The 26000-nt window shown below is 26.1% G+C and carries 25 protein-coding genes; 7 read left to right on the forward strand and 18 right to left on the reverse strand.

Annotation, left to right across the window (positions count from 1 at the left end):
• The first annotated feature begins 133 nt into the window (after window positions 1–133).
• From KGF36_RS16345 to KGF36_RS16355, 3 genes are all read left to right on the forward strand, one after another.
• Window positions 134–538 carry a RusA family crossover junction endodeoxyribonuclease gene (locus tag KGF36_RS16345; protein WP_227433607.1) on the forward strand — a complete coding sequence of 135 codons (405 nt, stop codon included), beginning with the start codon at window positions 134–136 and terminating at the stop codon, window positions 536–538.
• Between the two features lie 983 nt (window positions 539–1521).
• Window positions 1522–1752 carry a hypothetical protein gene (locus KGF36_RS16350; RefSeq protein ID WP_227842749.1) on the forward strand — a complete coding sequence of 77 codons (231 nt, stop codon included), beginning with the start codon at window positions 1522–1524 and terminating at the stop codon, window positions 1750–1752.
• A gap of 242 nt (window positions 1753–1994) precedes the next feature.
• Complete coding sequence (locus KGF36_RS16355; protein WP_227854898.1) at window positions 1995–2231, forward strand: hypothetical protein; 237 nt, start codon at window positions 1995–1997, stop codon at window positions 2229–2231.
• A 192-nt stretch (window positions 2232–2423) separates the two neighbouring features.
• Here the strand turns inward: KGF36_RS16355 and KGF36_RS16360 are convergent, their stop codons facing one another.
• The 5 genes from KGF36_RS16360 to KGF36_RS16380 all read right to left on the reverse strand — a co-directional run bounded on the left by KGF36_RS16360 (window position 2424) and on the right by KGF36_RS16380 (window position 9686).
• Window positions 2424–3725 (reverse strand): lanthionine synthetase LanC family protein, encoded by a 1302-nt coding sequence (locus KGF36_RS16360; protein WP_227854899.1) that lies wholly within the window; start codon window positions 3723–3725, stop codon window positions 2424–2426.
• A complete protein-coding gene (locus KGF36_RS16365) occupies window positions 3706–4452 on the reverse strand; it encodes a flavodoxin family protein (RefSeq protein ID WP_413926594.1) in 747 nt (248 codons plus the stop codon). Before KGF36_RS16365 ends, KGF36_RS16360 begins: the two co-directional genes overlap by 20 nt.
• Before the next feature lie 129 nt (window positions 4453–4581).
• Window positions 4582–4791, reverse strand: a complete 210-nt coding sequence (locus KGF36_RS16370) for a hypothetical protein (protein WP_227830321.1) — start codon at window positions 4789–4791, stop codon at window positions 4582–4584.
• Window positions 4792–4855: 64 nt separating this feature from the next.
• Window positions 4856–7930: a lantibiotic dehydratase gene (locus KGF36_RS16375; RefSeq protein ID WP_227842750.1), complete on the reverse strand. Its 3075-nt coding sequence runs from the start codon at window positions 7928–7930 to the stop codon at window positions 4856–4858.
• Complete coding sequence (locus KGF36_RS16380) at window positions 7908–9686, reverse strand: ABC transporter ATP-binding protein (protein WP_227842751.1); 1779 nt, start codon at window positions 9684–9686, stop codon at window positions 7908–7910. The genes KGF36_RS16375 and KGF36_RS16380 overlap by 23 nt, the downstream gene beginning before the upstream one ends.
• Before the next feature lie 619 nt (window positions 9687–10305).
• Between KGF36_RS16380 and KGF36_RS16385 the strand changes: the two genes are divergently transcribed.
• The 3 genes from KGF36_RS16385 (at window position 10306) to KGF36_RS16395 (ending at window position 11566) form a co-directional block, all read left to right on the forward strand.
• Complete coding sequence (locus KGF36_RS16385; RefSeq protein WP_227829965.1) at window positions 10306–10617, forward strand: DUF6442 family protein; 312 nt, start codon at window positions 10306–10308, stop codon at window positions 10615–10617.
• 4 nt (window positions 10618–10621) lie between these two features.
• On the forward strand, window positions 10622–10828 hold the full coding sequence (locus KGF36_RS16390) for a helix-turn-helix transcriptional regulator (RefSeq protein ID WP_227829966.1): 207 nt from the start codon (window positions 10622–10624) through the stop codon (window positions 10826–10828).
• A 570-nt stretch (window positions 10829–11398) separates the two neighbouring features.
• Window positions 11399–11566, forward strand: coding sequence for a hypothetical protein (locus tag KGF36_RS16395; RefSeq protein WP_227829967.1), 168 nt, complete (start codon window positions 11399–11401; stop codon window positions 11564–11566).
• Window positions 11567–12310: 744 nt separating this feature from the next.
• Here KGF36_RS16395 and KGF36_RS20285 read toward each other — a convergent pair.
• The 12 genes from KGF36_RS20285 to KGF36_RS16450 form a co-directional block, all read right to left on the reverse strand.
• Window positions 12311–12634, reverse strand: a complete 324-nt coding sequence (locus tag KGF36_RS20285; protein ID WP_255287876.1) for a transposase — start codon at window positions 12632–12634, stop codon at window positions 12311–12313.
• Between the two features lie 113 nt (window positions 12635–12747).
• Window positions 12748–12912, reverse strand: a complete 165-nt coding sequence (locus KGF36_RS20290; protein WP_304521572.1) for a transposase — start codon at window positions 12910–12912, stop codon at window positions 12748–12750.
• Between the two features lie 291 nt (window positions 12913–13203).
• Window positions 13204–14199 (reverse strand): aldo/keto reductase, encoded by a 996-nt coding sequence (locus KGF36_RS16405; protein ID WP_227850758.1) that lies wholly within the window; start codon window positions 14197–14199, stop codon window positions 13204–13206.
• Between the two features lie 300 nt (window positions 14200–14499).
• A complete protein-coding gene (locus KGF36_RS16410) occupies window positions 14500–15336 on the reverse strand; it encodes a deoxyribonuclease IV (protein WP_227842753.1) in 837 nt (278 codons plus the stop codon).
• A gap of 299 nt (window positions 15337–15635) precedes the next feature.
• Window positions 15636–16199, reverse strand: coding sequence for an ArsR/SmtB family transcription factor (locus tag KGF36_RS16415; RefSeq protein WP_227433610.1), 564 nt, complete (start codon window positions 16197–16199; stop codon window positions 15636–15638).
• A 97-nt stretch (window positions 16200–16296) separates the two neighbouring features.
• The gene (gene glsA / locus KGF36_RS16420) at window positions 16297–17226 is read right to left on the reverse strand and encodes a glutaminase A (protein WP_227850757.1); all 930 of its coding nucleotides are present in this window, start codon (window positions 17224–17226) and stop codon (window positions 16297–16299) included.
• A 345-nt stretch (window positions 17227–17571) separates the two neighbouring features.
• Window positions 17572–19239 (reverse strand): nucleoside kinase, encoded by a 1668-nt coding sequence (locus tag KGF36_RS16425; protein WP_227842754.1) that lies wholly within the window; start codon window positions 19237–19239, stop codon window positions 17572–17574.
• Between the two features lie 73 nt (window positions 19240–19312).
• Window positions 19313–20068, reverse strand: a complete 756-nt coding sequence (locus KGF36_RS16430; protein WP_227829972.1) for a sugar phosphate isomerase/epimerase family protein — start codon at window positions 20066–20068, stop codon at window positions 19313–19315.
• A 9-nt stretch (window positions 20069–20077) separates the two neighbouring features.
• On the reverse strand, window positions 20078–20614 hold the full coding sequence (gene lepB / locus KGF36_RS16435; protein WP_227829973.1) for a signal peptidase I: 537 nt from the start codon (window positions 20612–20614) through the stop codon (window positions 20078–20080).
• A 213-nt stretch (window positions 20615–20827) separates the two neighbouring features.
• Window positions 20828–21364 carry a signal peptidase I gene (gene lepB / locus KGF36_RS16440; protein WP_227829974.1) on the reverse strand — a complete coding sequence of 179 codons (537 nt, stop codon included), beginning with the start codon at window positions 21362–21364 and terminating at the stop codon, window positions 20828–20830.
• 100 nt (window positions 21365–21464) lie between these two features.
• Complete coding sequence (locus KGF36_RS16445) at window positions 21465–22775, reverse strand: RsmF rRNA methyltransferase first C-terminal domain-containing protein (protein ID WP_227829975.1); 1311 nt, start codon at window positions 22773–22775, stop codon at window positions 21465–21467.
• Between the two features lie 41 nt (window positions 22776–22816).
• On the reverse strand, window positions 22817–23533 hold the full coding sequence (locus tag KGF36_RS16450) for a PrsW family intramembrane metalloprotease (RefSeq protein WP_227829976.1): 717 nt from the start codon (window positions 23531–23533) through the stop codon (window positions 22817–22819).
• Between the two features lie 304 nt (window positions 23534–23837).
• On the opposite strand from KGF36_RS16450, the gene sleC reads away from it, so the two are divergent.
• Window positions 23838–25109: a spore cortex-lytic germination protein SleC gene (sleC, locus tag KGF36_RS16455; RefSeq protein WP_227854900.1), complete on the forward strand. Its 1272-nt coding sequence runs from the start codon at window positions 23838–23840 to the stop codon at window positions 25107–25109.
• Window positions 25110–25324: 215 nt separating this feature from the next.
• Here sleC and KGF36_RS16460 read toward each other — a convergent pair whose 3' ends face one another.
• Window positions 25325–25981 carry a hypothetical protein gene (locus KGF36_RS16460; RefSeq protein ID WP_227829978.1) on the reverse strand — a complete coding sequence of 219 codons (657 nt, stop codon included), beginning with the start codon at window positions 25979–25981 and terminating at the stop codon, window positions 25325–25327.
• Window positions 25982–26000: the final 19 nt, after the last annotated feature.

Raw genomic sequence — 26000 nt, forward strand, 5'->3', positions numbered from 1 at the left:
GCTATTTTGCTCTTATAACACTACTTATTTTTCACTATCTATATTTTGTTATTCATAAAAGCACAACAAATAAGAATTTGCTTTTAAACCATCCACAGATTATAATAAATACTGTATAAGGATGGTGAATAAATTGATTAAAATAACAATACCAGGTAGACCCATTAGTAAATCTAATTTTAAACTTCATAATATAAATGGTCAAGCATGGATGCCTTCAAAGGGAAAATATTCTAAGTATTTAGCATATGAGAACATGATTGCAGGTTTTATAAATCAACAGTATCAAGGAGAAACTGTTGAAGAAAATTTAATAACAGTGTTAAAATTATTCTTCCCTAATAAGAGAATGGGCGATTTACATAACTATCCAAAGAGCATTTGTGATGGTATTGAAAAAAGTGGAATAATAAAAAATGATAAGCAGCTTAAGCCAGTACTTTTATTTGATTTTATAGATAAGGATAACCCTAGAGTTGAAATTGAACTTTATCCAATATCTAAATATGATATATCTTATAATATTTTTGAAAAATAAAAATCTGTATGTGATGATAAAATTATACTTATACAAAAACAATATTTATATAATAATTAGTACTTGTATAAATACTGGACTTGCATAAATTAAATATCTGCATGACAGTTGTACTAAAAAAATAATTTATATATAATGATAATACTTACAAAAAAAGAAATCGGTGTAAATTTATTACACCGATTTCGAGACTGTAAATTAATTTGTGCTTTTAAAGATAATTTTCACTTTATAGCAACAATTGTTTATTTACTATTAATGTTTCCCAATATATGAATTTTATTTTAATAAATTGTAAAATATATATATTTGGATATTCTTAAATATTTTTGGAAACCATATCTATTATGGCAAATTTTTAGAATATGATTAAATCATTGCCACAAAGAAGCTTTTTATTAATCTTGAAGTACAAATTATTTTACATTACCCATTTTTAAAAAAATAAATTATTTTAGGAGTTATAAGTAGATTTGTGTAAAAACAAATTTCCCTATAGCTCCTCTTTTAATTATAACCCAACTTTCGTATCAACTTTACATTCTTTTATTAATATATTTATTATAGTATTCTTCAAAATTTTCAATCACAATATTTTTGCTTCCTTTGTGCTTACCTTTCTGTTTTGCTATTATTATACATTCCACTTTACGTTCCAGTAGATTAGTTCTTTCAAACTCATTTATAGCCCCAATCATAGTCATCAGTAATTTACAATTTAATAGCAGAAAAATATTCTGTTTCATACAATTAAGTTAGAAGATAGACTCTTAAATATAAAGAAAAAGGTATAGATGGATTAGAAAATAGAAGAGGTAAAGCAAAAAAGAAGATGCATTAACTCAATTAGATGAGATAAAGCTGGAATTGAAAATTGTAAAAGCAGAAAACACAAATTATAACTGAAAAATGAATTCTTAAAGAAGTTAAAAAAATAAAAAGATGGTGGTAATTACACTTCCCAGAATGAAGATAAACATAAAGTGATTCAATATTTATTCAATGAAAAAAAAGCTTCGCTTATCCAATTATGTGAAATTGCTAAAGTAAATCGTTCTGGATACTATAAATGGCTAAATCTAGATAAAAGTAATTTAGAACTTGAAAACATTAAATTAACAACATTGATAACTAAGATATATGAAGAGAAAAATGTTGTCTTTGGTTCATTAAAGATGACTCTACAGTTAAATATAGAGTATAAACTTATGTGAGTCACAAAAGAGTATACAGACTAATAAGAGCACAGGCTTAAGATCTATTTATAGAAAAAATAAATTTATTTATGTTAAATGTATACCAGAAATTATTGCTGAAAATGTATTAAGTAGAAAATTTAGTGCAGATAAAACCTGTCAAAAATGGTTAACAGATGTAACTGAATTTAAATTAACTAATGGGACTAAGGCTTATTTAAATGCGATTTTGGATTTAGATGATAGAAGTATATTTTCATATGTTATTCGAAACTTTTGATAAAACAATAGAAGTCTATCCATGTGAAAAACCTATCTTTTATAGTAATAGAGGTTACCAGTATACTAGTAAGGTATTTAAATCAAAGCTTTTAACACAAGTCATGGTACAAAGTATGTCAAGAGTTAGTCGTTGCATTGATAAGTCTCCTATGGCATGTTTTGGGGAGATTTTAAAGATGGAAAGGTATTATTTGCAAAAGTTTGATACATATTAACAATTAGTTAAAGCTACAGATGACTATATATATTACTATAATAGTTTTAGATATCAAATGTTCAGAATAAATATTTAAATTTGATTTTTAAATATGCCATAGAATTTAGGGCTACTGGTTTAGTTGATAAAGCAGTAAAATATCATATAATAAAATTGTTCATGCTGTAATTGAAGTAGCCCTCATATCACTTTAGACTAGAAATAATAATTTTTCATAATCTGATTCATTACTTATTATTGAAATTAATGATAAAATTATACCTGTTGTTCCTTCTAAAAAGCTTGTATTTTTAATTATTTCTGCGTCTCTAAATGTTTTAAAACCAAATCTTAATGATGGATCAAATAATAGGTATATTTCGTCCAAAGTTTTTTCAAGATTGTACAGATAAACTTTGTCATTAGTTTCTTTATATATTGATGTCATTATAGATAAAACACTACTATGTCCATGACAAAGAATTGGTGTGTACAAATCATATTGCTCAAAATTTTGAGTTAATAAGTTTTTTAACATATCATTGCTTTGAAATACTAAAGTATCATTTTTTAAGTTTATAAATACATTTTTCAATCCTTTAGCTATGCTCATTCCTCCATAACACCAACTCTCTATCTGCGAGCGATTAACATCGAAACTTTTTTTCATATACTCATCAGGGGATATTTGTGTTGGCCATCTATAATAATCTTTTTCTTTATTTACAAACACCTTATATAAATTTAAAATTTTATCTATAGCCTTATCAATATCTTTTATATTGTTAATCTTTTTCTTTAATTTAGTTATTGAAATTAAAGGTGCTATCATACCATGAGCCATTCCAAAATTTAAATAACCTTCTGGAAATCTATCTTTATCAATTTCATTAATGATATACTTAGATTCCATATGGAATCTTGGAATTATATATTCTTTATATTCATAATCAAAACAAAGTGATATAAGATATTCGCCAATTTTCATTATTTTACAAATATCTTCATCAGCCCACTCAAATTCTAAAAGATAGTACAATACACCAGATACTCCATATATTAAATCATAATCAGTATCTTTAGAACCTTTAAATGTTATATTTTTTGTTAAAATTTCAACTTTCTTATAACACTCACTCAATAATAAATTATTTAATGAGTATAAAAAGTTTCCTAAAAGACCTGTTTTTTTATTAAATAAATATACTGAAAAAGCTGAATAACCTAAACCAATAAACATAGAAGGCTTTTTATTACTTTCAAAATCATGTTCTAGTTTATGTTTTATACCTCTTGCTAAACTATATCCTATTTCTATATATTCTTCTTTTTTCTCATTATTTACCAAAAGAATAAATTCGGATATTGTAATTAAATAATCTTCATATCTAAATGGTGGTATGTAATCATTTCTATATTCTTGTTTTATTGATATTAAATACCATTCAATAATAACTTTAATTTTATCAAAATAACTTTTTTTCAATTCAATATTACTTTTCATAGAGATCATAATTTATGCTCCTTTTTTTGGCAGCAAATTCTTGGAAAGAATCAGTATTTTTTATCCAATTTTGAGACCAAAATTTTAACTCATTTTGATGAGACACATTTTCAAAATTCACAGCATCCTTTGGTAATGTTTCAGATTTATACATTCTAAATAAATACTCTAAATAATAGTTTGAATATCCATAGTTTCCTTGTATCTTTCTAAGCATATCTTTAGCTATTAAAGTTGGCTTTTCATACATTGAATCATTAATATAAATAAAACTATAGTTAGATAAATTTTTAATTCCTAAATGAATAGATAAATGATCAAGATATTCAATAACTTTTTCTGACCCGCTGTGATCAGCAACAGTTAAAGTAAATCCTAATTTACCTGAAAAACTTAATAGATGAAATTGATAAGATATCCTATCTATAAATGTCTTCATTATCCCAGATACATCATTGGCATATACTGGCGATGCCAAAAGTATAATATCTGCTTTTTCCATATATTCACGAATTAAGACCATATCATCTAATTTATCTAATTCGCAAAAACCATCATTAAAACATTTTTGACATCCTATACAATACTTAAGATTTAATTCTCCTAGAAAAATACCTTTGTAACTATAAGCTTGATCTAGTTTTGTCAACTCATTAAGTATATTCTCTGTAATTGCTTTTGTTTGTGATCTATTATTATTAGAACCTATGATAGCTACAATATTTTTTTTAATAATACCCCCCCTTAATTATATATCTACTTATTAAGCATAAGGTAACCAGTATAATTTTTTAATTAAAACTTATGATTTATCAATTCATTTCTTATATTAATAACAAATGCTTTATAAAATTTATTTAATTAACTACTTCTTTTTACCACATATACTAATTTTCGTCATATTGCAATTGCATGAATCACTTCCTCCACAATAAATATTTGTACAAACTTGTATTGATATTTGTACTGTAGTAATAACACATCCCCAAGTAGATGGAGGTACTGCTTTTGAATCAACTAAAGCATCATTTTTATTCTCTCTTAAATCAATATTAAAATCATCAAATTTTCCCATAACTAACCATCCTTTCAATTTTTTATGTAACCATTTTATTATAAAGCATTTGCTACTTACCAAGTTATTGTTTATATTTGCTCTGATTAATAATTGTTTTGACTGATAAATGAGCTAAGGATAATATTCTTTCTTCATAGTTTCTATCACCATGTAAACGATTACAGAACATGTGTGATATTGATAAAAATAAATTTTTATTATCTTCAGTATTGTTGCATGACTTCTCATTATTAGTTAATACTTTAAATTCAGTTAATTTATTTTTTCTAGATAAATAGTTTTCTAAAACAGTTTTATCTTTTACAAAGGCTTCAAAGTTGTCTTTTAAAACATTCTCTACAAAGCTAACATATTTGTTATTTGATTTATGAAATTCCTTCCTATATTCTAACTTATCAAAATCCATTAATATTTCATTTAATTCATCTAAATCTTTAGTTAAAGTTTTTAAAATGGAAATAACTCCAAATAAATATATCTCATCCAACACTTCTTTATTTTCGATATTATAAGAATTTAACAGTGATATGACAAACTCACTATCAGATTCAAATAATTCTTCAGCTTTACTTATAAGATTTAGACCTCCATATCTATTTGTTTCTCTTTCATAAACATCAAAAATCACTTTATTAACCATTCTACTATTTTCTATTTTTTCTAACCACTCACTAATTTTTCCTATATTTTTTATTGAACTTTCTTTACTCTCAAATTTAAATCTTATTCTCAAATGATATCCTGTATGGTCTAAATATCTAATGAAAAAAAATAAATGTTTATCTAGATTAAACCTTAACTCATTTTCTATAGAGTTTAATACATCTAAATTTCTATCTCCCACACCATAAACTTTTATATATACCCAACCATCTGAAAATAAATTAAAGCATCTATTTTCACTTATTATTTTTCTACCTTTGTTTATTTGTATAGCTTTTTTATAGTTTTCTATAATAAAAGTAAAAACAAATTCTGATATATATTTATTATTACATTCATCTACCACCATACTTCCATCAATTAAATTAGTTTCAACTTCAGAAAGCTCTACAAACCTAGATTTCTTTAATGAGGCTAATATCAAATTACTATACACATCTTTTTCCAAATTAATTAACAATCTATTATCAGCACTCTTTAAGTAAACATATTTATCAATGGAAAATTTATTAATATAATTTTTTAATTCTAAAATAAATTTTGAGCTATCATTAACTGTAAAATCGTCAGAATCTAATATCCAAGTTTTTGGAAAAGCCGTAACCTTTCCAATTTTTACTCTTGGGATATAAACACTACTTATATCATTAAACATAAATATTCTATGTATCAAGCATTTATTGTAATTACTAGAAATACGATACAAAATATATGCTACATCATTTATTACGCTAGGATTCAACATATTATCCAGTACAAATTTTATCTTTTTATTATTTTTATATTTAATATAAAATTGAGCGTTGTCATCTAAGCCTATTGATAAGTCTTCCACATTAATTTCTCCAACACTATCATTAGAAGGAAATCCAAAATTAATATAATTATTATAGTTTGTTGTTTTATTAAATATATTAGTAATTCTACCATTTGAGCTTATCTCTCTTATTTCTGATACTATATAGTCATCATCTATTAATTTATTTTTTTTGTCATAGATGTCTAAATACTCTTGGAAAAGCTTCTTATCTAATACCTCTTCAAATCTTTGGAATGTAGTTCCACCATCGTCACTTCCTACATTAGGTCCAACGAAATAATTATAGTTATTCATTTCATCTTTAGTTATAAAAACATTTAAATCAAAAGATATTGGCAGTTCAGTTTTAGGCTTAATTTCATCTTTTATATCTTTTTCCTCTATTATTATTTCGTCACTATGATTAATCTGAGATAAGGTTAACTTTTTCTCTAATAGTCGTTTGATCATATCCTCTCTTTCATATATTAATTTATTATGCTCATTCACATGTTTAAATCTTTTAATTGCATCAAAACCATTAGGATCAATAAAGTCAACAAATGGTACTTCTATATTCAGTCCATATTTTTCTATAAAATCATCTTCCACAGATTCATTATCATATTTTTTCTCAATAAATAAATTTTTAAAAATATTTGCAAATTCTTCTAAGTCTTTTTTTATATTAATATCAATTGAATTATTATTAAATTTTATACCAGTGTTTAACATTAAATATGTATTTGACTTATGGATACTCTCCATAATAGAAGAGATTTTCTTAATATTATTAACATCATAATTATAATTATTATAAAAAAATATTAAAGAATCTAACTCTTTTAATTTTGATAAGATTTCTTTGTTTTTTTCATCTAATTCTAGAAATTCAAGCTTTGATATTAGCTTTTTTAATGGTTCATGAGTTAATAAATTTATTCTTAAATCAGTTAATATAAACTCACTTTTTATTAACTTAAGTATAGTGTCATTAACAATATTTATATTAATTCCTTCATACATAGATACAATTGCTAAACATAATTTTTCGTAACTTTTAAACGTTTTTAATTCTTCTTTAATTAACTGTATCAAGTTTGAATATTTAATATTATTTTTATTTGAAGAAATTTTTTCATTACCTAAATTAGAACAAAAAGGATTTTTAAATCTATCTCCATATTTATAACATAAGGGATTAATTTTTAAGTTTAATTGCTTTAAAATTATTATATTATTTTCAAAAGAATTTATTATAAAATGAAGCCAAGAATTGTCAACATTAACTTTTTTAGTTACTAAATCCTTAGAAATATTTATTCCAATATCACTATTCCTAAATTGTGCTAGTCCTACTTTACTAAAACCACCAAATGGTGTTGGTCTTGATGATGATCTTATTATATATTTCAAAAGACTTTCTTTGTAGTTCTTTATTTTTTTTATTTTGCCTTCTTCTTTTTTTATAGTATACTTTTCAAAAGAGTCATATAAATTTCTACTTGATACAAGTAAATTTTCTTCAAAAAAATTATATAAATTGTATTCTTGAATTAAATTTTCAACATTTTCATTATAGTATCCATCTAATGCTGTATATATATTTATGGGTAAAGATGGTGTTCTTACCATAAAAATATCATGACATTTATATCTGTTCACATTCTCCATCAATAAACTCCCCTTCTAGTTGTATTTTATAAAGTTTTGAATATAATTTTCCTTGTTCAAATAAGTATTCATGTGTTCCTTTCTCTACAATACTTCCTTTCTCTATAACAATTACTTCGTCAACTTTTTTTACAATATTTATAAATCTATGGGTTATTATTATACCTATCTTATTTTCGAAAACCTTTGTATATAAGTTTGATAAGTTGTTTTCTGTAAATGGATCTAGGCTTGAATTAGGTTCATCTAAAAGGTATACATCTGCATTTTTGACAAAAGTTCTTGCTAAGGCAACTCTGTGCCACTGTCCCATTGAAATTTGTTTTCCAGAGTCAAACCAATATCCCAATTGTATATCATATTTATTAATTTCACCTTCTATAATTTTATTTAAATCAAACTTATTTATTATTTTTTCTAATTTCATATCATCATTAATTAAAGTAAGGTTACCATAATAAATATTTTCTCTAAGTGTTGCTTCAAACCTTAAAAAATCTTGAAATAAAAATCCTAACTTTTCTCTATATGAATCCATATCTATATTTTTGATATCAACTCCATTGATTAAAATATCTCCTTCATAATCAAAATAGTAACCCATTATTAATTTACCTAAAGTAGTTTTTCCACTACCATTTAAACCTACAATAGCAAAAGAAGTACCCTTTTTCATAACTAAATTTATATTTTTAAGTATATAATCTTGACTACTTTTATACTTAAAAAATACATTTCTAAATTCAATCTTTTCAATAGAATCTACCTTTATTAATGTCTTTTTTGTTTGAAGTTCAACTTCATTTGTCATATCTAAAAGTTCAAATAACATGTTGATATATAAACTGTTTTGCTTTAAAATTGAAAATAAATTCAAAATATTTTTAATATTATCTTTTATATTCATTATCAGTTTTGTATATGTAATAACATCACCTATTAATATAACTTGAACTATACCAAAATATATTATTATTCCAAATAATATGCCATCAATAAATTCTTCTAAAAAATCTAATAGTGATATTTTAGTCAGTCTTTCTTTCTCTAATGTTAAGTCTTGTTTATTAAATTTATTTATGTATATATTATATTTTTTTATAAAATATGAAAATAAATTGTTAATTTTTAATTCTTTGAAAGCATCTCCATTAGTAATTAAATAACTGTAATACCATGATTTTCTAGTCTCACTTGTCCTATTTCTAATGATGTTATATTTCTTGATATTGAGTTTATTTATAACGAAAAATTTTATTATAGGTATAATTATAATAAAAGGTATCATCCAAATATTAAAACCTATAAATTTTATAATGTATAAAATAGTGGTTATTAGTAAAGTCATTATTTGAATAATTGTGCTTATCATTAATATAATTTTATTATTGATATCTCCTTGTGCTCTATTAAATCTATCATACACATCACTATCCTCAAAATCTTTTAAAGAAAGATTAGATGCCTTCTCTAAAATTAAGTTATCTAAACATAAATTGAACTCTAATTCAAATTTGTTTTTATAATAACCTATAAATGTTTCTATTATTAAGAGTAAAAAGTTTACAAATAAATATAAAAATACAATAACAAATATTTTTTCAATATTTTTATTACTTATTTGCAAAGAATTTATAATTTCTTGCATTAAATTAAGAGATAACAATGGTAGAATTGATAGTATTATTGAAGAAATCAAGCTGATAAAAATAAATTTTTTATCAGTATCTAATATTAATTTTATTATTCGCTTCATTTTTAAGATTTTATTATTTTTAATAATTATCACTTCCATTTTAATTAATAATTGCAGTTACATAAAGTTGAATTATAATTGAGATAAATCATACATGTAGATTACTTTTTAAAAAGTATTAATGATTTTTTGACATTTGCAAATGTGATATGGGATTAATTTATGTTTATGAATAATATATATTTTATTAATTTTCTATTTATTATTAGTATATTAGGTGTTTTTCCTAATTTCAACACTTATTTTTATACATAATAGTACACAAACTTTACAATAAAATTTATAATAAAATTTATTATTTTATGTTATTAATATATATTTCAAAAAATTATTGCTATTAAATTTATAATTTTGTTATTTAAAATAGCAAAATTATAATATTTTTTTAATATAATTTATTTTATCATTTAACATAAATTAGTAAAATACTATAATTTTTATACCTTCTGATTAAATTGTACTAGTAAATAGATGTCTATCTACTAATTCCTTTCTTCTTCAAACACTTAATGTCTTAATCTATATTTTAATTTATTTTCAGTCTTGACAATAAAACTTGTCATGCTATAATAATATTAATACCAAGTAAACTTGGCATATATAAAAGGAGGTTTATTAAATGAATAAAGAGGAAATTTTAAAAAAGAGCCGCCAATCAAATAATGATGAAGGTATAAAATATATACAAAATAAAGGAAGATCTGTAGGATATTTTGTATTCTGTTGTATATACGTTTTTATCATTCTATTTAATGCTTATGTAGGACAAGAAAGTTATGCTGCATCTTCATTATTTTGGGCATTTTTAGCTGCTGAGACTATTTCAAAATATCCATTTACACATAAAAAATCTTATATTATTGTTGGAATTATAGGTACAATCGGTACTATTTTTTCATTAATTAATTTTGTACTATTATCATTGAGGTAGTCAAATGAAAAAAGAATTAGTATTAAAAAATAACTTAAAAGCAGCTAGAGAAGAAATAAATTTATCTCAGAGCCAATTAGCTGAATTAGTGGGTGTGTCAAGGAACACTATTAGTTCAATAGAAACAGGAAAGTTCAATCCAACAGCAAGACTAGCACTTATTTTGTGTATAGCTTTAGATAAAAAATTTGAAAAATTATTCTATTTTTAATTATAGTAAAGTTATATTATTACCAAAAATTCTATGTAATATGTGTAATTTAAATAAAAAGGTTATATAGTTGTATATATAAGGAATAATAAAAAATAGGCTGTGAAGAATGATTATGAGATATTTGAGAATAATATATTCCATAAAGAATTTGAAAAAATTGCTTAAGCTTGTTATATGGAACAAATGAAATCTTTCTCTAAATTATTTAAGAATAAAAACTTCTATAATCTATAATGTAAAACTTAGCCAAAGAATTGTATAAAGATTTAAAGAAGTAAAAAAGATTAAAGTAAAAAGCAACTATAGCATCTAATTACCTATACTCCATTTTTACACATATGCACTCTATCTTATATATGGTTAAACACTGTTTTCTCCGAACTGTAATATTATTAAATTTCAATCTGTTCATTTTGTATTTTGTAAATTAAGCGTTCACAGGATTATGGTAAAATAAACTATTTTTATTTTGCAAGTGTGATAAACTACCAAAAATAATAATCTGTATCTTTAATAGGGAGATTTCTTGACTATTCTTGAAAAAATATAACAAATGAGGAATTTTGTATGGAAAAATGTGAGATTGACTTTGTAGAATATAAATCATCAGATACTATTACGAAACAGTGTAAGCGTTCAGATATTCGAAAATACACTGATATTGGATACTATGTAGATATGCATAAAAATGGAAATTGGTTTTTAAAAAAGATGCAAAGGTTAGTTTTACAATAAAAAATTCCTCACATACTGAAACTCTTGACAAGAAATATGATATAGTAAGATTTTATTCTAGAGATCGAATTTTCAAAGCTTTAGTTTACAATTTTAAACAAGACATAAAGAGTGGGATAGTAAGCATTTATATGGATAAAAACGAAAATATGAAATAAAGTCTAATTAGTATTAACACTAAAATAGTAGTTATTTTATATATCTAAATATTTTTTTATACAGATTAAGAAAGTAGATACTGTATACTCTCTTAATCTGTACCTATTTATTTTATAAGAAAATTGACTATCTTTCAAGTTCATTATTTTTTTGAATAATATTTTCGTCATTTTTAAATATAAATGTAAGATCTTTTGAATAATCACTGATTTTAAACGAAATTGTAAATTAATTTGTGCTTCTAAAGATAATTTTCGCTTTATAGCACAATTGTTTATTTACTATTAATGTTTCCCAATATATGAATTTTATTTTAATAAATTGTAAAATATATATATTTGGATATTCCTAAATATTTTTGGAAACCATATCTATTATGGCAAATTTTTAGAATATGATTTTTAAAAATTATATTCTATTATCAAAAAATATGGATAACTGATTGTATATACCATCCCAGTTATTTCTCCAAATTTTAATTGCTTAAGGATACTGCTTACCACCTTTTTCATCTATTTTATCTAAAGTTGACGAAGCTTCTTGTTCATTAACTGCCTTATATACAGATTTAAAATCACTTATTAATTATTTTGAATCTTTGTATGAAATATATTTAAAAGTGTTTCTTATCTGATGGATTATACATTTTTGTATTACAGAATTAGGATAACTTGCAACTATCGCCTCTTTAAAGCCATTTAATCCATCAAAACTGAAAATCAGTACATCTTTAACTTCTCTATTTTTTGAATCCGTTAAAACACTATACCAAAACTTTGATTTTTCGTTTTCACCTATCCATATTCCTAAAATATCTTTGAAACCATCCTTATTTACTCCTAAAATCACATATGCAGCTTTATTTTTTATTTTTCCATCATATCTTACTTTATAATGAATTGCATCCATAAATACAAAAGGATAAACTTGTTTAAGGGGTCTATTTTGCCATTCTTTAGTTCTTGAATTACAACATTTGTTGTATTATCAGTTGAAATTTCTATACCACATAAATCTAATATTTAGTCATGTATATCTCTTGTTGACATACCTCTTGCATAAAGTGATATTATTTTTCCTTCGATTCCTGAGGTATCTCTAATGTTTTTAGGAACGACTATTAGATTAAAGTCATTATCTCTGCCTCTTGGAACATCTAGTTGTAAATCTCCAAATTGTGACTTTATAGTTTTTTGCTATATCCATTTCTTCTGTTACTTGTATTCTTATTATGGTTGTCACCATTTTCATAACCTAGTTCTAATGCCATTTCTTGCTCTAACATCTCTTGTAATATATCTCTAGATTTTATAAATTCTCCATCTGGTATAATTTATTTGACTAATTGTTTTCTAAAGTATTCATAAAAAAGCTTCTTTATGACATTTGATTATATTTAAATCATTGCCATAAAGAAGCTTTTTATTAATCTTGAAGCACAAATTATTCTACATTACACCGATTTCAATAAGTAAAATCTATCCTAACTTTTCAACAACAGTCTTTAACATTTCTCTTATTGGAAGTTCATATGGACATCGACTCTCACAAAGCCCGCAGTCAATACATTCAGTAGGTTTAACATCCATAACTTCGTATTTTTCCTTAGCCCACTCCTCTAATCCATATCTAGTGTAATATCCTTCACATAAGAAGCTTAAAGGTATATTTATTCCAACAGCACAAGGCATACAATATTCACATCTTCTACAGAATTTTTTACCTAGAGAATTTCTTATTTCTTTAATTGCTTTCTCATCATTCTCATCTAATACAAGATTTTCAAGCACAGCGACATTTTGTCTAACTTGCTCAACACTATCCATTCCTGGTATAACCACATCTATATAGTCCTTAGACAATATATATTTAATAGCCAATGTAGCATTATCTAAAGCTCCACCAGCTAAAGGTTTCATTACTATTATACCAATTCCTTTTTCATGAGCTTTTTTAAATACCTCGTCTGCTTGTCCTTCAACTATATTGTAAGGAAATTGTATAGTATCAAATTTGCCACTTTCTAAAGCTTTTTCTATAGTATTTAAGTTATGACTAGTTATACCAATATGTTTTATCTTACCTTGTTCTTTTGCTTCTAAAAGAGCATTATAAGCTGTTTTACCTTTAAAAAGATTGTCATACTCTTCTTCTTTAACATTGTGGAATTGATATAAATCTATAAAATCAGTTTTAAAGTTATTTAAACTTATTTCCACATCTCTCTTCATTGAATCATAATCTCTAGACATACTTTTAGTAGCTAGAAAAAATTTATCTCTTTTTCCTTCTATAGCAATTCCAATCGCTTCTTCACTTATTGTATATCCCCTCGCGCTATCAATAAAGTTTATGCCTTGTTTTTCTAGCTCATTTATAACTAAATTAGTATCTTCTTGTGTAATTCTTTGTATTGGAATTCCCCCAAAACCGACTCTTTTTATCTTCATACTAGTTTTGCCTAAATTTCTCATAACCTTCCCCACCTAACTTTTAATTAATTTTACACATTATCAATATGTTACTTTTAATTATACAACAAATTATGAGAATTTTTGCAATCTATTTATATACTATTCACAATATATACACATATTATCAAGTTCATTTATATAGTTTATAATATACTCTTTTATATTAAATCAAGATTTCATTTAATATGCTTCATAATATACCAATCTATATTTCACTAACTTCTAATCTAAATTTAATCTACATAGCATCAAAATATTATTTATATCAAATCAAAATACTATCTACATCACATTAAAATATTATTTACTAGATAAAATTTCTTTAATCATCTTAATCTCTATCTTATGACCTTCATCATCAAAAGGTGTTTCTAAGAAAAATGGCAAATCTTTAATGCTTGGATGTTCCATAAAATCAGTTAAAGCTTTTAGTCCTATCTTGCCTTCACCTATTGCAGCATGTCTATCTTTTTTATCTCCAAATGGCATCATACTATCATTTAGATGTATAGTTTTTAATCTATCTATACCTATAACCTTGTCGAATTCCTCTAAAACTCCATCCAAATCATTAACTATATCATAACCAGCTGAAAAAATATGACATGTATCAAGACACACACCTATTCTTTCTTTATGTTCGATATTATCTATTATGCTCTTTAACTGCTCAAAACTAAATCCTATTTCAGTTCCCTTTCCTGACATTGTTTCAAGGAGTATCGTTATATTTTCATCTCCTTTAATAGCATTGTTTAGCCCTTTTACTATTCTATCTATACCAAAGTCTACTCCACCGCCTACATGACTTCCAGGGTGAAAACACATGTATTCTATACCTAGTGAGTCCATTCTTCTTATGTCTTCATCTATTACTCGTGTTGCGAATTCATAAACATCATCCTTCACTCCACCTAGATTCATAGTATATGGAGCATGTGCAAGTAATGGTGCAAAATTGTTTGCTTTTCTAATCTCTTGAAATTTAGCTATATCTTTTTCATCAAATGCTTTAGCATTTCCTCCTCTTGGGTTTCTACTAAAAAATTGAAATGTATTTGCACCAATATACACAGCTGTTTCAGCTGCCTTTGCAAATCCTTTTGCTATTGAAATATGTGTTCCTAATTTAATCATATTAATCTCCTTTTATTTATATATAATTTTAATTTTTAAACTTTTAATAAGTAAGTATTGATTTTAGTATAACTATAATTAATTTCGTATAGATTAATTATAAATTTTAATATTTATAGTTTAATTATACCCATTTTGATAAATTTCAAAGAGCATATTTATTCACTCTAATAGCATAAAAAAATAGAGACTAAAAATCATTATTTTACTCATGCTCAAAAGTATTTTTTGATTATTAAGTAAATTCTGATGTTCAATCTCTAATCTTATGTTTTATAATTAATACATAATTAATGATTCTAATTAGGACATTCTTCTTCAACTGTAGGAACTACAACCATAGCTATATCATACTTAGAACCTTCAACGCTGTCTTGTCTTTTATTTAAAATTTCATCTATCTTTGATTTCATAGTGTCATTAAGTTCAACTAATTCATCATGAGTAAGAGAAATATCATGATAATCAACTATATTTTCATTTTCTAAAACATCTTCCTCTGCTGCTTTATAAAAAACTTCACTCATATTTTCAAATCTTGATATGTACAATTCTTCTTTTTCTTCCCCATTGTCTAAAGAAAAATTAAGTATCCTGTTCCCTATAACCACATTTTTTGCACTTGGATAATAATATTTTTCCACAATCCCCGACTTTATTTTTTCCTCAACTAATTCTAAAATACCAACTTTGTATAACATTTTTATGTGGTAGTTTATTTTTGCATGAGGTTCTTCCAATAATTGAGATAATTGTTTTGCTGACAATGGCGATTTGTCAAATGCTTTTAGAATATCTATTCTACGTGGATGTGCAATAGCCTTTATGCACTCCAAATCTCGTAATACCAATACCTCTTTCATTGACCCCTCCTAAAAAATTTATTTAATTCATATTTCTTTACAATTTAATTATATATTAAATTATATGTTGTTGTCAAAAAAATCCTTTCTTAAAATTTTAAAAAATATTTAATCTGAGTTTATTTGACAACTCCTCTAAAACTTTAACTCCTGCGACGCTGTTACCTTTTTTGTCAAGTGCAGGTCCATAAACACCAATACCCATACGTCCTGGCACAGAAGCCATTATACCACCCCCAACTCCAGATTTTGCAGGAATTCCAACTTTAATAGCAAATTCCCCAGAAGCATCATACATTCCACAAGTCATCATAAAGGTTTTGACAATTCTAGATACCATTTCACTCATTAAATGCTCTCCATTTTCTATGTCTACTCCATAATTAGCAAGATTTATACCAATTCTCGCTAAATCTATAGAATCCACTTCAATTGAGCATTGTTTAAAATAAAGGTCTAAAACATCTTCTACATTACCTCTGATAAATCCATCACTTTTTAACAGATAAGCCATAGCTCTATTTCTATCTCCAGTCATTTTTTCAGACTTATAGACATCATAATTTATTCCTATATTATCATTTTTTGCCAACTTTCTAAAAAAACTAAGCATTCTTTCTTCTTTTTCTTCCAAACAGCTCCCATTTATAAGAGAAGTGGTAACTATTGCTCCTGCATTTATCATTGGGTTACAAGGCTTTTTAGTATCATTAGTCTCAAGTTTCATTATAGAATTAAATGGGTCTCCACTTGGCTCCATTCCAACATTTGAAAAAACGTCTTCCCAGTCATTGTCCATAAGTGCCATTGCAAGCACAATTGGTTTTGAAATGCTTTGTATAGTAAATTTCGTGCTACAATTTCCAGCACTATAAAGGTTATTTTCACTATCTATAATACAAATTCCTAAATCATTTCTACGAGCATTTTTTAATTCTGGTATGTAACTAGCAACTTGTCCATAATTTGTATATTTTTTATTAGAACTTATAATTTCTTTTAATAATGTCTCATCTAACGTATTCATATGCACCTCATCATCTTATGTTATATACTCTATTTTAGCACAAGTTTATACTATAATAAAACAGTGTTAAAAAAAATTATACTTTAAAACTATTTTTTGCAAACTTAACTTTATTTTTCAAGCATATTATAAAAAATATCATAATATTATAAAAGGAGTATTAAAGTTAAACAGTATTTATTATCTATACTAATTCTCACAAAACAAAGAATTTTTGATAACTAAATAGAATTTTCACTTTAATACTCCATCAATATTATTTAAAATACAAACCATAGATTATTCAGTATCTCTAAGAAAATATTTAGTTCAATATGAGTACAATAAAATAATCAATAATACATGCTAATCAACTATTTTACTTCCTCCAATAAATTCCCTAAGGATTGAAGTTCCTGGTATATCAGAAATATCATCTAGTTCAACAAAGTACTGTAAAAACTTTAATAATCTAGTCGCTTCAATATAAGCAGGATTATCTTCATCTATTTCTTCCAATAGAGGCTTAGCAAATCGCTTTAAAACCGCTAATTCATACACACAGGCGGAATTAAATATAGCATCTGCTTCATCTTGATAAGGGAATATGTTTTTCTTTTCTCCTCTTCTAACTGATGCCCATTGCAAAATAGTATTATCAGCACTATATCCTCTAAAATTATAATCTCTAACAATTCTTCTTATCATTCTCAAATCAGCAGTAGGAATTCTATTATGGTCATCTAAATTTATTTGAGTAAGGGCACTTATGTATATCTTAAATTTATCTTCATCTGGTATAGATGCTGTTAAAATAGGATTTAACCCATGTATACCTTCTAATATAATTGGTTGATTTGAGTCTATCTTTATCTTTTTGCCAGTATACTCCCTTGCTCCAGCTTTAAAGTTAAACCTTATATCCTCAATTTCTTCACCTGCTAAAAGTTTATTTAAATCTAAGTTGAATCTCTCTAAATCTATAGCATAAATTGACTCAAAATCATAGTTTCCATATTCATCTAAAGGAGTATGTTTTCTATCTATAAAATAATCATCTAAAGATATTGAAATCGGATTTAAGTTATTTACTCTAAGATGTATTGATAGTCTATGAGCAAAGCTTGTTTTTCCAGATGAGGATGGAGCTGCTATTAAAACTACTCTCTTATTGTTATCTTTTATCATATCTGCTATTTGAGATAGTTTCTTTTCATGTAATGCTTCAAATGTTCTTATTATATCTCCATATTCATTATTTTCTATTATTCTGTTAAGTGATACTACCTTATCAATTCCCATGAGTCTTGACCATTCTTCTGCTTCATAATATACATTTGATAGCTTAGGTTGAGGTATAAATTTCATAGGAAGAGTCTTATCTTCTTCACTAGGCCCTAAAATTATAATGCCTCCATTGTAAAGTATGATATCAAACGATTTTATATAACCAGTTGATGGCAACATATATCCATAAAAATGGTCTATATAGTTTCTACATTTATATACTTTAGCGCTATCATATTCCTTGTATTTCAAAAGCTCTGCTTTTTCATACATCTCATTATTTTCAAATATAGAAATAGCTTCATCCCTCGTAACTTCTATTTTTTCTATAATGTAGTCATTATTTATTATCTCTTGCATTTTATTTTTTATATTTTCAATATCAACTTCTTTAAGTTTTCTCTCTATATGAACTTCACAATATAGTCCACCAGATAGTGAATGTTCTATTGTAACTCTGCTGTCCCAAAATATCTCTCTGCAAGCCATCACAAACACAAATGACATGACTCTAAAGTAAACTCTTTCTCCATCTTCATTTGTAGTATCTAAAAACTCTATCTCACAATCCTTATTCACTCTACAATTTAGCTCTTTCAGTTTATTATCTACAACTGCAAGTGTTATATATCCTTTATGTTCATCGCAAAACTCTTTTGCTATATCTCCTAGTCTAATTCCCAAAGAATTTTCGTCTAATGAATACTCCTTATTTCTTCCGTCTATTTTTAAATTTATTTTCTTCACTTCAACATCTCCTTCCTTTTGATGAATATACATTTTAATCAACAAGGCATATCAACAAGATAAAGAGAGGTATTTAACCCTCTCCTACAATATGATTCAATTTACTTATAGTATCTTCAATGTCTTCATAATTTATTTCTAATACTAAATATTCTGCATCTAATTTTAAAACCTCTTTAACACTCTCTTCAGATAAAATACCTCTTCCTATACCAACATGTATATCATTGATACCATCATTATCACTTAAGTGTATCAATTTTATCTTATCTTTCAAGTTATTTAAATAATCATCCTCATCAATTAAACAGTGTCCAGTATCGTAACAAAAACAAATCTTAGAATTTTTAATCCTCTTAAATATATATTCAAAATCATAGGATATATTTCCAATATTTGAAAAATCGCCACCTTTTGAATAAGTATTCTCTATACAAATATATGAATCTGTATTTATCTTATTTAAAAAATCCACACTATTATCTAAATACTTGTCCCTATTCTTTTTAAGTCTATTTGTCATAATATAACCCAAATGAAGATTAAAGTACCTTATATCAAATCCTTTTAGCTCTAATTCTATCTTCTCAATAAAACTTATCCACGAAGCTCGTATATATTCTATATTTTCACAAGTGTTTAATTCCATAGGTAAGTGTATTCCTATAGACAACCCTAGTTTAGAAATTCTCTGCTTATATTTACATAACTCACTACATTCAGATATATTATCAATACCAATTTCCAAATGAGTTATTTCCTTTGTACTTTCACAAAGCTTTAAAGCATCTTCAATATTAAACAATAAAGATGCCACACCAACTGCCATACAAATCACCTACTCAAAAATACCTATTTGTGTAAAAGGAAACACTCTTACAATAACTTTTCCTTTAATATTCTGTTCATCCACTAATCCCACTTCTTTATACCTACTATCTAAACTTACTTCTCTATTATCTCCCATAGCAAATACTTTACCTTGAGGAATCACCATATCAATATCGCCTTCAGTATAATTATCATGTATATATGAAACTTCATTTAATAACTTACCATTTATATAAACCTTAGAATCTTTAATTTTTAAATGGTCACCTGGTACACCTATAACCCTTTTTACTAGCTCTTTTTTTCTTCCATTATCTTGTAACAAATCAGTCTTAAATATCATTATATCTCCACATTTTGGTTCTGATAATTTATATGTCATTCTATTTGCCACTAAGTAATCGTGTGGTTTAAGTGTTGGGTACATTGATTCTCCATTTACTAATGTTGGTTTTATAAAGCGAGTTATAATAAATGCCAAAAAAAGTGCAGTAATAATTATTTTTATCCACTCTACAATCTCTTCTTTAATAGTTTCATTCATTCACAAATTCTCCTTTATAGTTATATTATCTTTATTGATAATGCTACTTTTAAACACTATCTTTTAGATAAGTCTACTAAATAAGGTGTTGTCTATTTGTATATAAATTTTTTAGTAAATACTTTTATACAAATCATAATATAGACAACTATTGTGTATGGTCTGGTGATTTCAGTTAATCAGCGATTGCTCCAAATTTTATATTTATAATGTTTAGTCAATAGTCCCTATCTTAGAAAATGGATACAATCTGACTAGAACTTTTCCTAAAACGGTGTGCTCGTCGACCAATCCAACCTCATCGTATCTACTATCTAAACTTCTTTCTCTATTGTCTCCCATCGCAAATAATTTTCCTTCTGGAACTACAATATCAATATCTCCATCAGTACGATTATTATGTATATAGGAAGCCTCATCTAACAATTTATCATTTACATATACCTTGGAGTCTTTTATCTTTACATGGTCACCAGGAACCCCGATAACTCTTTTTACTAAATCTTTTTTCTTTCCATTTTCTTCTGTTAAGTCGGTTTTGAATACTATTATATCTTTGTATTTTGGCTCTCCTACTTTGTACGCAATTCTATTGACTATCAAATAATCGCGTTCTACAAGCGTAGGATACATTGATTCTCCTTTAACTATTGTTGGCACTATAAAACGCGTTATTGCAAATGCCAAAACAAGAGCTATGACAATCACTTTTATCCACTCTACAACTTCTTTTTTAACTGCTTCACCCACTAAAATCGTCTCCTCTGTGTTCAATATTAAGTCAATCTACAGCAAAACTAATCTACCATAAACTTACAATATAAATATTATACTTCTTTTTTCTAATAGTTTAAAATACTTTTCTAAGACCTTTAGGGTAATGATTCTTAATTACTCCAGCAGATTCTTTTCCCCAACCTAAAGGTATATCTTCAACCGAGACCAAAACCCACCCTCTACTTTCATTAGAATTTATAACATCCCCTTTTAAATATTTAAGAATTGATTCGCTTTGTACACTAAAGTTTTCAACGTTTTTTACATCTTCAACTTTTAAGTAATGAGATAATGCATGAGAAGGCTCAAATCTATTCTTCTTTAAAACCCCTAAATGCAAACCGTATCTCAATACTTTTAGTTTTTTTGTATCTGGATATATTTCAGGAAGTAGGTACAAGTTTTCCCCTCTTAAATAAAATTTATTTTTTTTATTGCTATAAAAATCAGTCTTTAAAAATTTCTTTTCAAACTCCCTATAATCCTTTATTTCTTTATCTAAATTTTTTATTTTTAATTCTTTTACATTACTTTCTTCTTCTTCTAATTTTTTTATCTTGGCTACAAAATGACCTTCTCCCTTTATTTTATGAGGCCATAGCCTTTCCATCTCAACAAGTTCTGCATGTGGATGTTCACTGATAAACTCATTTATAACATGTTCATTTTCCTCTTTTGAAAAAGTACATGTTGAGTAAATTAAAATACCATCTTTCTTTAACATTTTATATCCATCTCTTATAATCTCTTTTTGAATAGATTGGCATTCAAGTACTTTTGCATGACTCCAATCTAAGATGGCCACTTCATCTTTTCTAAACATTCCTTGACCAGAACAAGGTGCATCTATAATCACCTTATCAAAATACCCATTAAATGCCTTTCTTAAGCTATTAGAATCAGTATTTGTTATAATACAATTTCTTGCCCCAAATCGTTCTAAATTTTCTCCTAGAGCTTTAATTCTACTCGCATTAATCTCATTAGAAACCAATAAACCTGTGTTTTTTAATTTAGATAATATATATGTAGATTTGCCACCAGGTGCGGCACACATATCAAGTACCTTATCTCCTTCTTTAATATCTGCTTTTGGTATTACACTCATTGCAGAAGGCTCTTGCAAATAATATGCTCCAGACTCATGTAATGGATTTCTACCAGGTCTATTAATTTTATCATCATAATAAAAACCTTCATCTGCCCATGGTATCTGATATAAATCAAATAAATCTAAATTCAATAATTTTTCTTTGTCAATTTTTAATGTATTTATTCTAAGACCAGTAGTCTTTTCTTCATCATAACTTTTTATAAAATCATCATATTCATCTTGTAGTATTTCTCTAATATCTTCTAAAAATTCTTTTGGTAAATTTGCCAAATTTATAATCCCCCTTTTTATCTGCTTTGCTTGTTCGTCATTTATTTTCTTTTCTTTTTCTTTAAGTTTCCAAAAAACACTTTTTTAGAGTTATTCATATATTTTTCAAGTTTATCGAGATTTATCTTCCACAAAATTATTACATAAACTATAAATAATATAATAGCCCATCTATATTCTATCATCAATATAAAATCAAAAACTCCATGTAATAAAATCGGAATTAATACAGCCATAAATAAGTATTCACGTTTCTTACTTTCATTCCCCTCAAACTTATACTTAGAAATATAATATCCCATAGTAATAGCAAACATTACATGTGCTGGAATGGAGATAACTGCTCTATTAATACCAACCTGTAGTGCTAAATTTCTACTTTCAGAGAAAATATAAACTATATTTTCAATTGTTGCAAATCCTAAAGATAAAAATACAGAATAAATAATACCATCTAGTTTTTCAGTAAAATGCTTTTCTTTAATCAATGAAGGGATTAGTATTAAAGCTTTTACACCTTCTTCCACAAGACCTGCAACTATAAATGATACATATAATAATTCTGAATATCCTTCAAATACATTAAATTTCATTAATAGATTTTCTAAAAGAATAATTATAACACTTAAAAAAGCACCTATCATAAAAAATTTAATTAAATGGATTAACGGTTCTCTACAATATTTATCTTTAGATCTTATCCAAAACATACCTATTAATATAGGTACTACTGCCAATAAAAATAAATCCAGCTTCATAGGTAATTTTCCTTTCAAAGTTTTTAATTCATTTATGTTTTATAATTACTTCTTATTTTTAGTTTATTTGTGTTTTAAATATACACTTACTTTTAATTTATTTTTTTCTATATTTCTATTTTCTCTAAGCTTTTATTTTAAATTTTTCTACATTCAAATTTATATATCAAACTCTTTACCATTAAATAAGTTAAAAACACTCAAAAAAATTTAAATTTATATCTATATTATTTAACAAATCTCAAGCTATATTCATATCTTGAAATATAAGGGAACTAAATTCATTTAAAGAAAGGGTGATTTGATGCAAGATGGTTTCTTAACAGTAAGTATAATTGATGCTACTAACAATAGACCCATTCAAAATGCAACAGTAAACATATATTCAATGTCTAATGGTAGCCAAAGTTCATCAACTTTATACCAGAACCTAATAAGCAATGAATCTGGTCAAGTGACTGGATTAGTATTACCAGCACCAGATGTAGATTACTCTCTACAACCATCTGATGTTAGGCCTTATAGCCAGTATATAGTAGAAGCCATAGCAGATGGATATGAGACAGTTGTCATAGAAGGGACACAATTACTAGCTACAATTGAAGCTAGACAAGGAGTTCCCATGTTTCCTAGAACAAGAAGTAAGCGTTCCTTCTCAAGACAAAGTGAGTTGATTTTTGATATAGGAGAACATACTTTATATGGTACTTATCCTCCTAAAATTCCAGAAAGTAACTTAAAACCATTGCCACCACCTACTGGCTTCGTTGTATTAGATAACCCTGTAGTACCTGAATTTATAGTAGTTCATGATGGTCTGCCAGAAAATACATCAGCTGCAAATTATTGGATTCCATTTAAAGAGTACATTAAAAACATAGCTTCATCTGAAATATATTCAACTTGGCCTGAGCAGACAATTTATGCAAATGTAATAGCGATAATATCATTTACTTTAAATAGAGTCTTTACTGAATGGTATAGAAACAAAGGATATAATTTTACAATAACCTCATCAACAGCATATGATCATAAATTTATAAATAATAGAAACCTATTTGAACCAATTAATGTGGCTGTAGATGCTATATTTAATACATTTATAAAAAGACCTCCTACCGCAAGACAGCCATTATTAGCTCAATATTGTGATGGTCAAAAATCTCAATGTCCTGATCAAATGACTCAATGGGGTAGTAAAGACCTAGGTGACCAAGGATACGATTATGAGTCAATCCTAAGATATTTCTATGGAGATGAAATAGTATTTGAAAAAGCTCCTATCGTTAGTGGTGTACCAGTATCATTTCCTGGAACTACGCTACAAGTTGGTTCTTCTGGACAATATGTTAGAACTATACAAAATCAGTTAAATGCTATATCTAACTCTTATCCAGCTATTCCAAAGGTTAGAGAAGATGGTATATATGGAACAGATACAGAAAATGCCGTTAAAATATTCCAAGGAATTTTTGGTTTACCTCAAAGTGGAGTAGTAGATTTTAAAACATGGTATGAAATATCTAGGCTTTATGTAGCTACAACTAGAATAGCTTCTTTAAATCCTCTAATTTAGATTTTAACTTACTAACTTAACATAAAAAATGGCTGTTATAAACTAATATATGTTATAAGTTTTTTAACCTATAATCATAATAGTCCCAACAGCCATTTTTTGTAGTTATAACTTATTATTTTAGAACCTTAAAACTCTTAAATGGGGGATTTTAAGCTTCTTAAAAAATAGCAATCAATAATTTTAACTTAACAACTCTAACTTTATTAATAATATTAATTTACAGCTTTAGATTTATTGGCTAATGCTAAAATTAATCCTAGAGCTATAGATGCAAAAGCAGAGGCAATTACTCTATATTCAGCAGGGAATAAGAATACAATTGTATGACATGGTATCCAGAAAAATGGTATAGTTTTCAAAACACTAAAACCAAGATAGGCATTCCAGTCTACAACATTTACTACATCTTTAAGAGCTACCTTAACGCCCTTTCCAACTTCGTATTTTTTATCTATAAGACAATCCATAACCTTATGGAATAAAAATATAGTCGGTGACATTAATATATTCATAGTTGCACTTTTAAATAGAGCATTTGCAAAAGCTATTCCTTCAAATGGAAGCATACCATCTACTTGTGCTTGCCCTACACCTGCTGAGTAAATTGACATAGCATATGTTGTAACTACACCTATAATTCCCCAAACTACAGCCCTGTAAAAAATTCCTACTGGTATTTTCCAGTCTTTATGCAAAATTCTAGCACCAAGTAAGTCTCCCATTGTTGCTAACACAGCAAACTTGAAAAAACCTCCAATATATGGATGTGCACCTGTTGCTTCCATAAATACCGCTCTACTACTTGGTATCACTAAAATAGCAATAAGACAAATAAGAACTCCACTCCATATAAAATCGCCTTTTTTCATATTATAAATACTATTTAAT

The sequence above is a fragment of the Clostridioides sp. ZZV14-6009 genome (genome assembly GCF_020658095.1).
Taxonomy (GTDB): Bacteria; Bacillota; Clostridia; order Peptostreptococcales; family Peptostreptococcaceae; genus Clostridioides.

Bases quoted from the DNA above. Each gene is read 5' to 3' on its own strand.
- KGF36_RS16355 (WP_227854898.1), top strand. From the start codon at position 1,995: ATGTTATTCGAAACTTTTGATAAAACAATAGAAGTCTATCCATGTGAA.
- KGF36_RS16360 (WP_227854899.1), bottom strand. From the start codon at position 3,725: ATGATCTCTATGAAAAGTAATATTGAATTGAAAAAAAGTTATTTTGAT.
- KGF36_RS16370 (WP_227830321.1), bottom strand. From the start codon at position 4,791: ATGGGAAAATTTGATGATTTTAATATTGATTTAAGAGAGAATAAAAAT.
- KGF36_RS16375 (WP_227842750.1), bottom strand. From the start codon at position 7,930: ATGGAGAATGTGAACAGATATAAATGTCATGATATTTTTATGGTAAGA.
- KGF36_RS16380 (WP_227842751.1), bottom strand. From the start codon at position 9,686: ATGAAGCGAATAATAAAATTAATATTAGATACTGATAAAAAATTTATT.
- KGF36_RS16385 (WP_227829965.1), top strand. From the start codon at position 10,306: ATGAATAAAGAGGAAATTTTAAAAAAGAGCCGCCAATCAAATAATGAT.
- KGF36_RS16390 (WP_227829966.1), top strand. From the start codon at position 10,622: ATGAAAAAAGAATTAGTATTAAAAAATAACTTAAAAGCAGCTAGAGAA.
- KGF36_RS16395 (WP_227829967.1), top strand. From the start codon at position 11,399: ATGGAAAAATGTGAGATTGACTTTGTAGAATATAAATCATCAGATACT.
- KGF36_RS20285 (WP_255287876.1), bottom strand. From the start codon at position 12,634: ATGGATGCAATTCATTATAAAGTAAGATATGATGGAAAAATAAAAAAT.
- KGF36_RS16405 (WP_227850758.1), bottom strand. From the start codon at position 14,199: ATGAGAAATTTAGGCAAAACTAGTATGAAGATAAAAAGAGTCGGTTTT.
- KGF36_RS16410 (WP_227842753.1), bottom strand. From the start codon at position 15,336: ATGATTAAATTAGGAACACATATTTCAATAGCAAAAGGATTTGCAAAG.
- KGF36_RS16415 (WP_227433610.1), bottom strand. From the start codon at position 16,199: ATGAAAGAGGTATTGGTATTACGAGATTTGGAGTGCATAAAGGCTATT.
- glsA (WP_227850757.1), bottom strand. From the start codon at position 17,226: ATGAATACGTTAGATGAGACATTATTAAAAGAAATTATAAGTTCTAAT.
- KGF36_RS16430 (WP_227829972.1), bottom strand. From the start codon at position 20,068: ATGGCAGTTGGTGTGGCATCTTTATTGTTTAATATTGAAGATGCTTTA.
- lepB (WP_227829973.1), bottom strand. From the start codon at position 20,614: ATGAATGAAACTATTAAAGAAGAGATTGTAGAGTGGATAAAAATAATT.
- KGF36_RS16450 (WP_227829976.1), bottom strand. From the start codon at position 23,533: ATGAAGCTGGATTTATTTTTATTGGCAGTAGTACCTATATTAATAGGT.
- sleC (WP_227854900.1), top strand. From the start codon at position 23,838: ATGCAAGATGGTTTCTTAACAGTAAGTATAATTGATGCTACTAACAAT.
- KGF36_RS16460 (WP_227829978.1), bottom strand. From the start codon at position 25,981: ATGAAAAAAGGCGATTTTATATGGAGTGGAGTTCTTATTTGTCTTATT.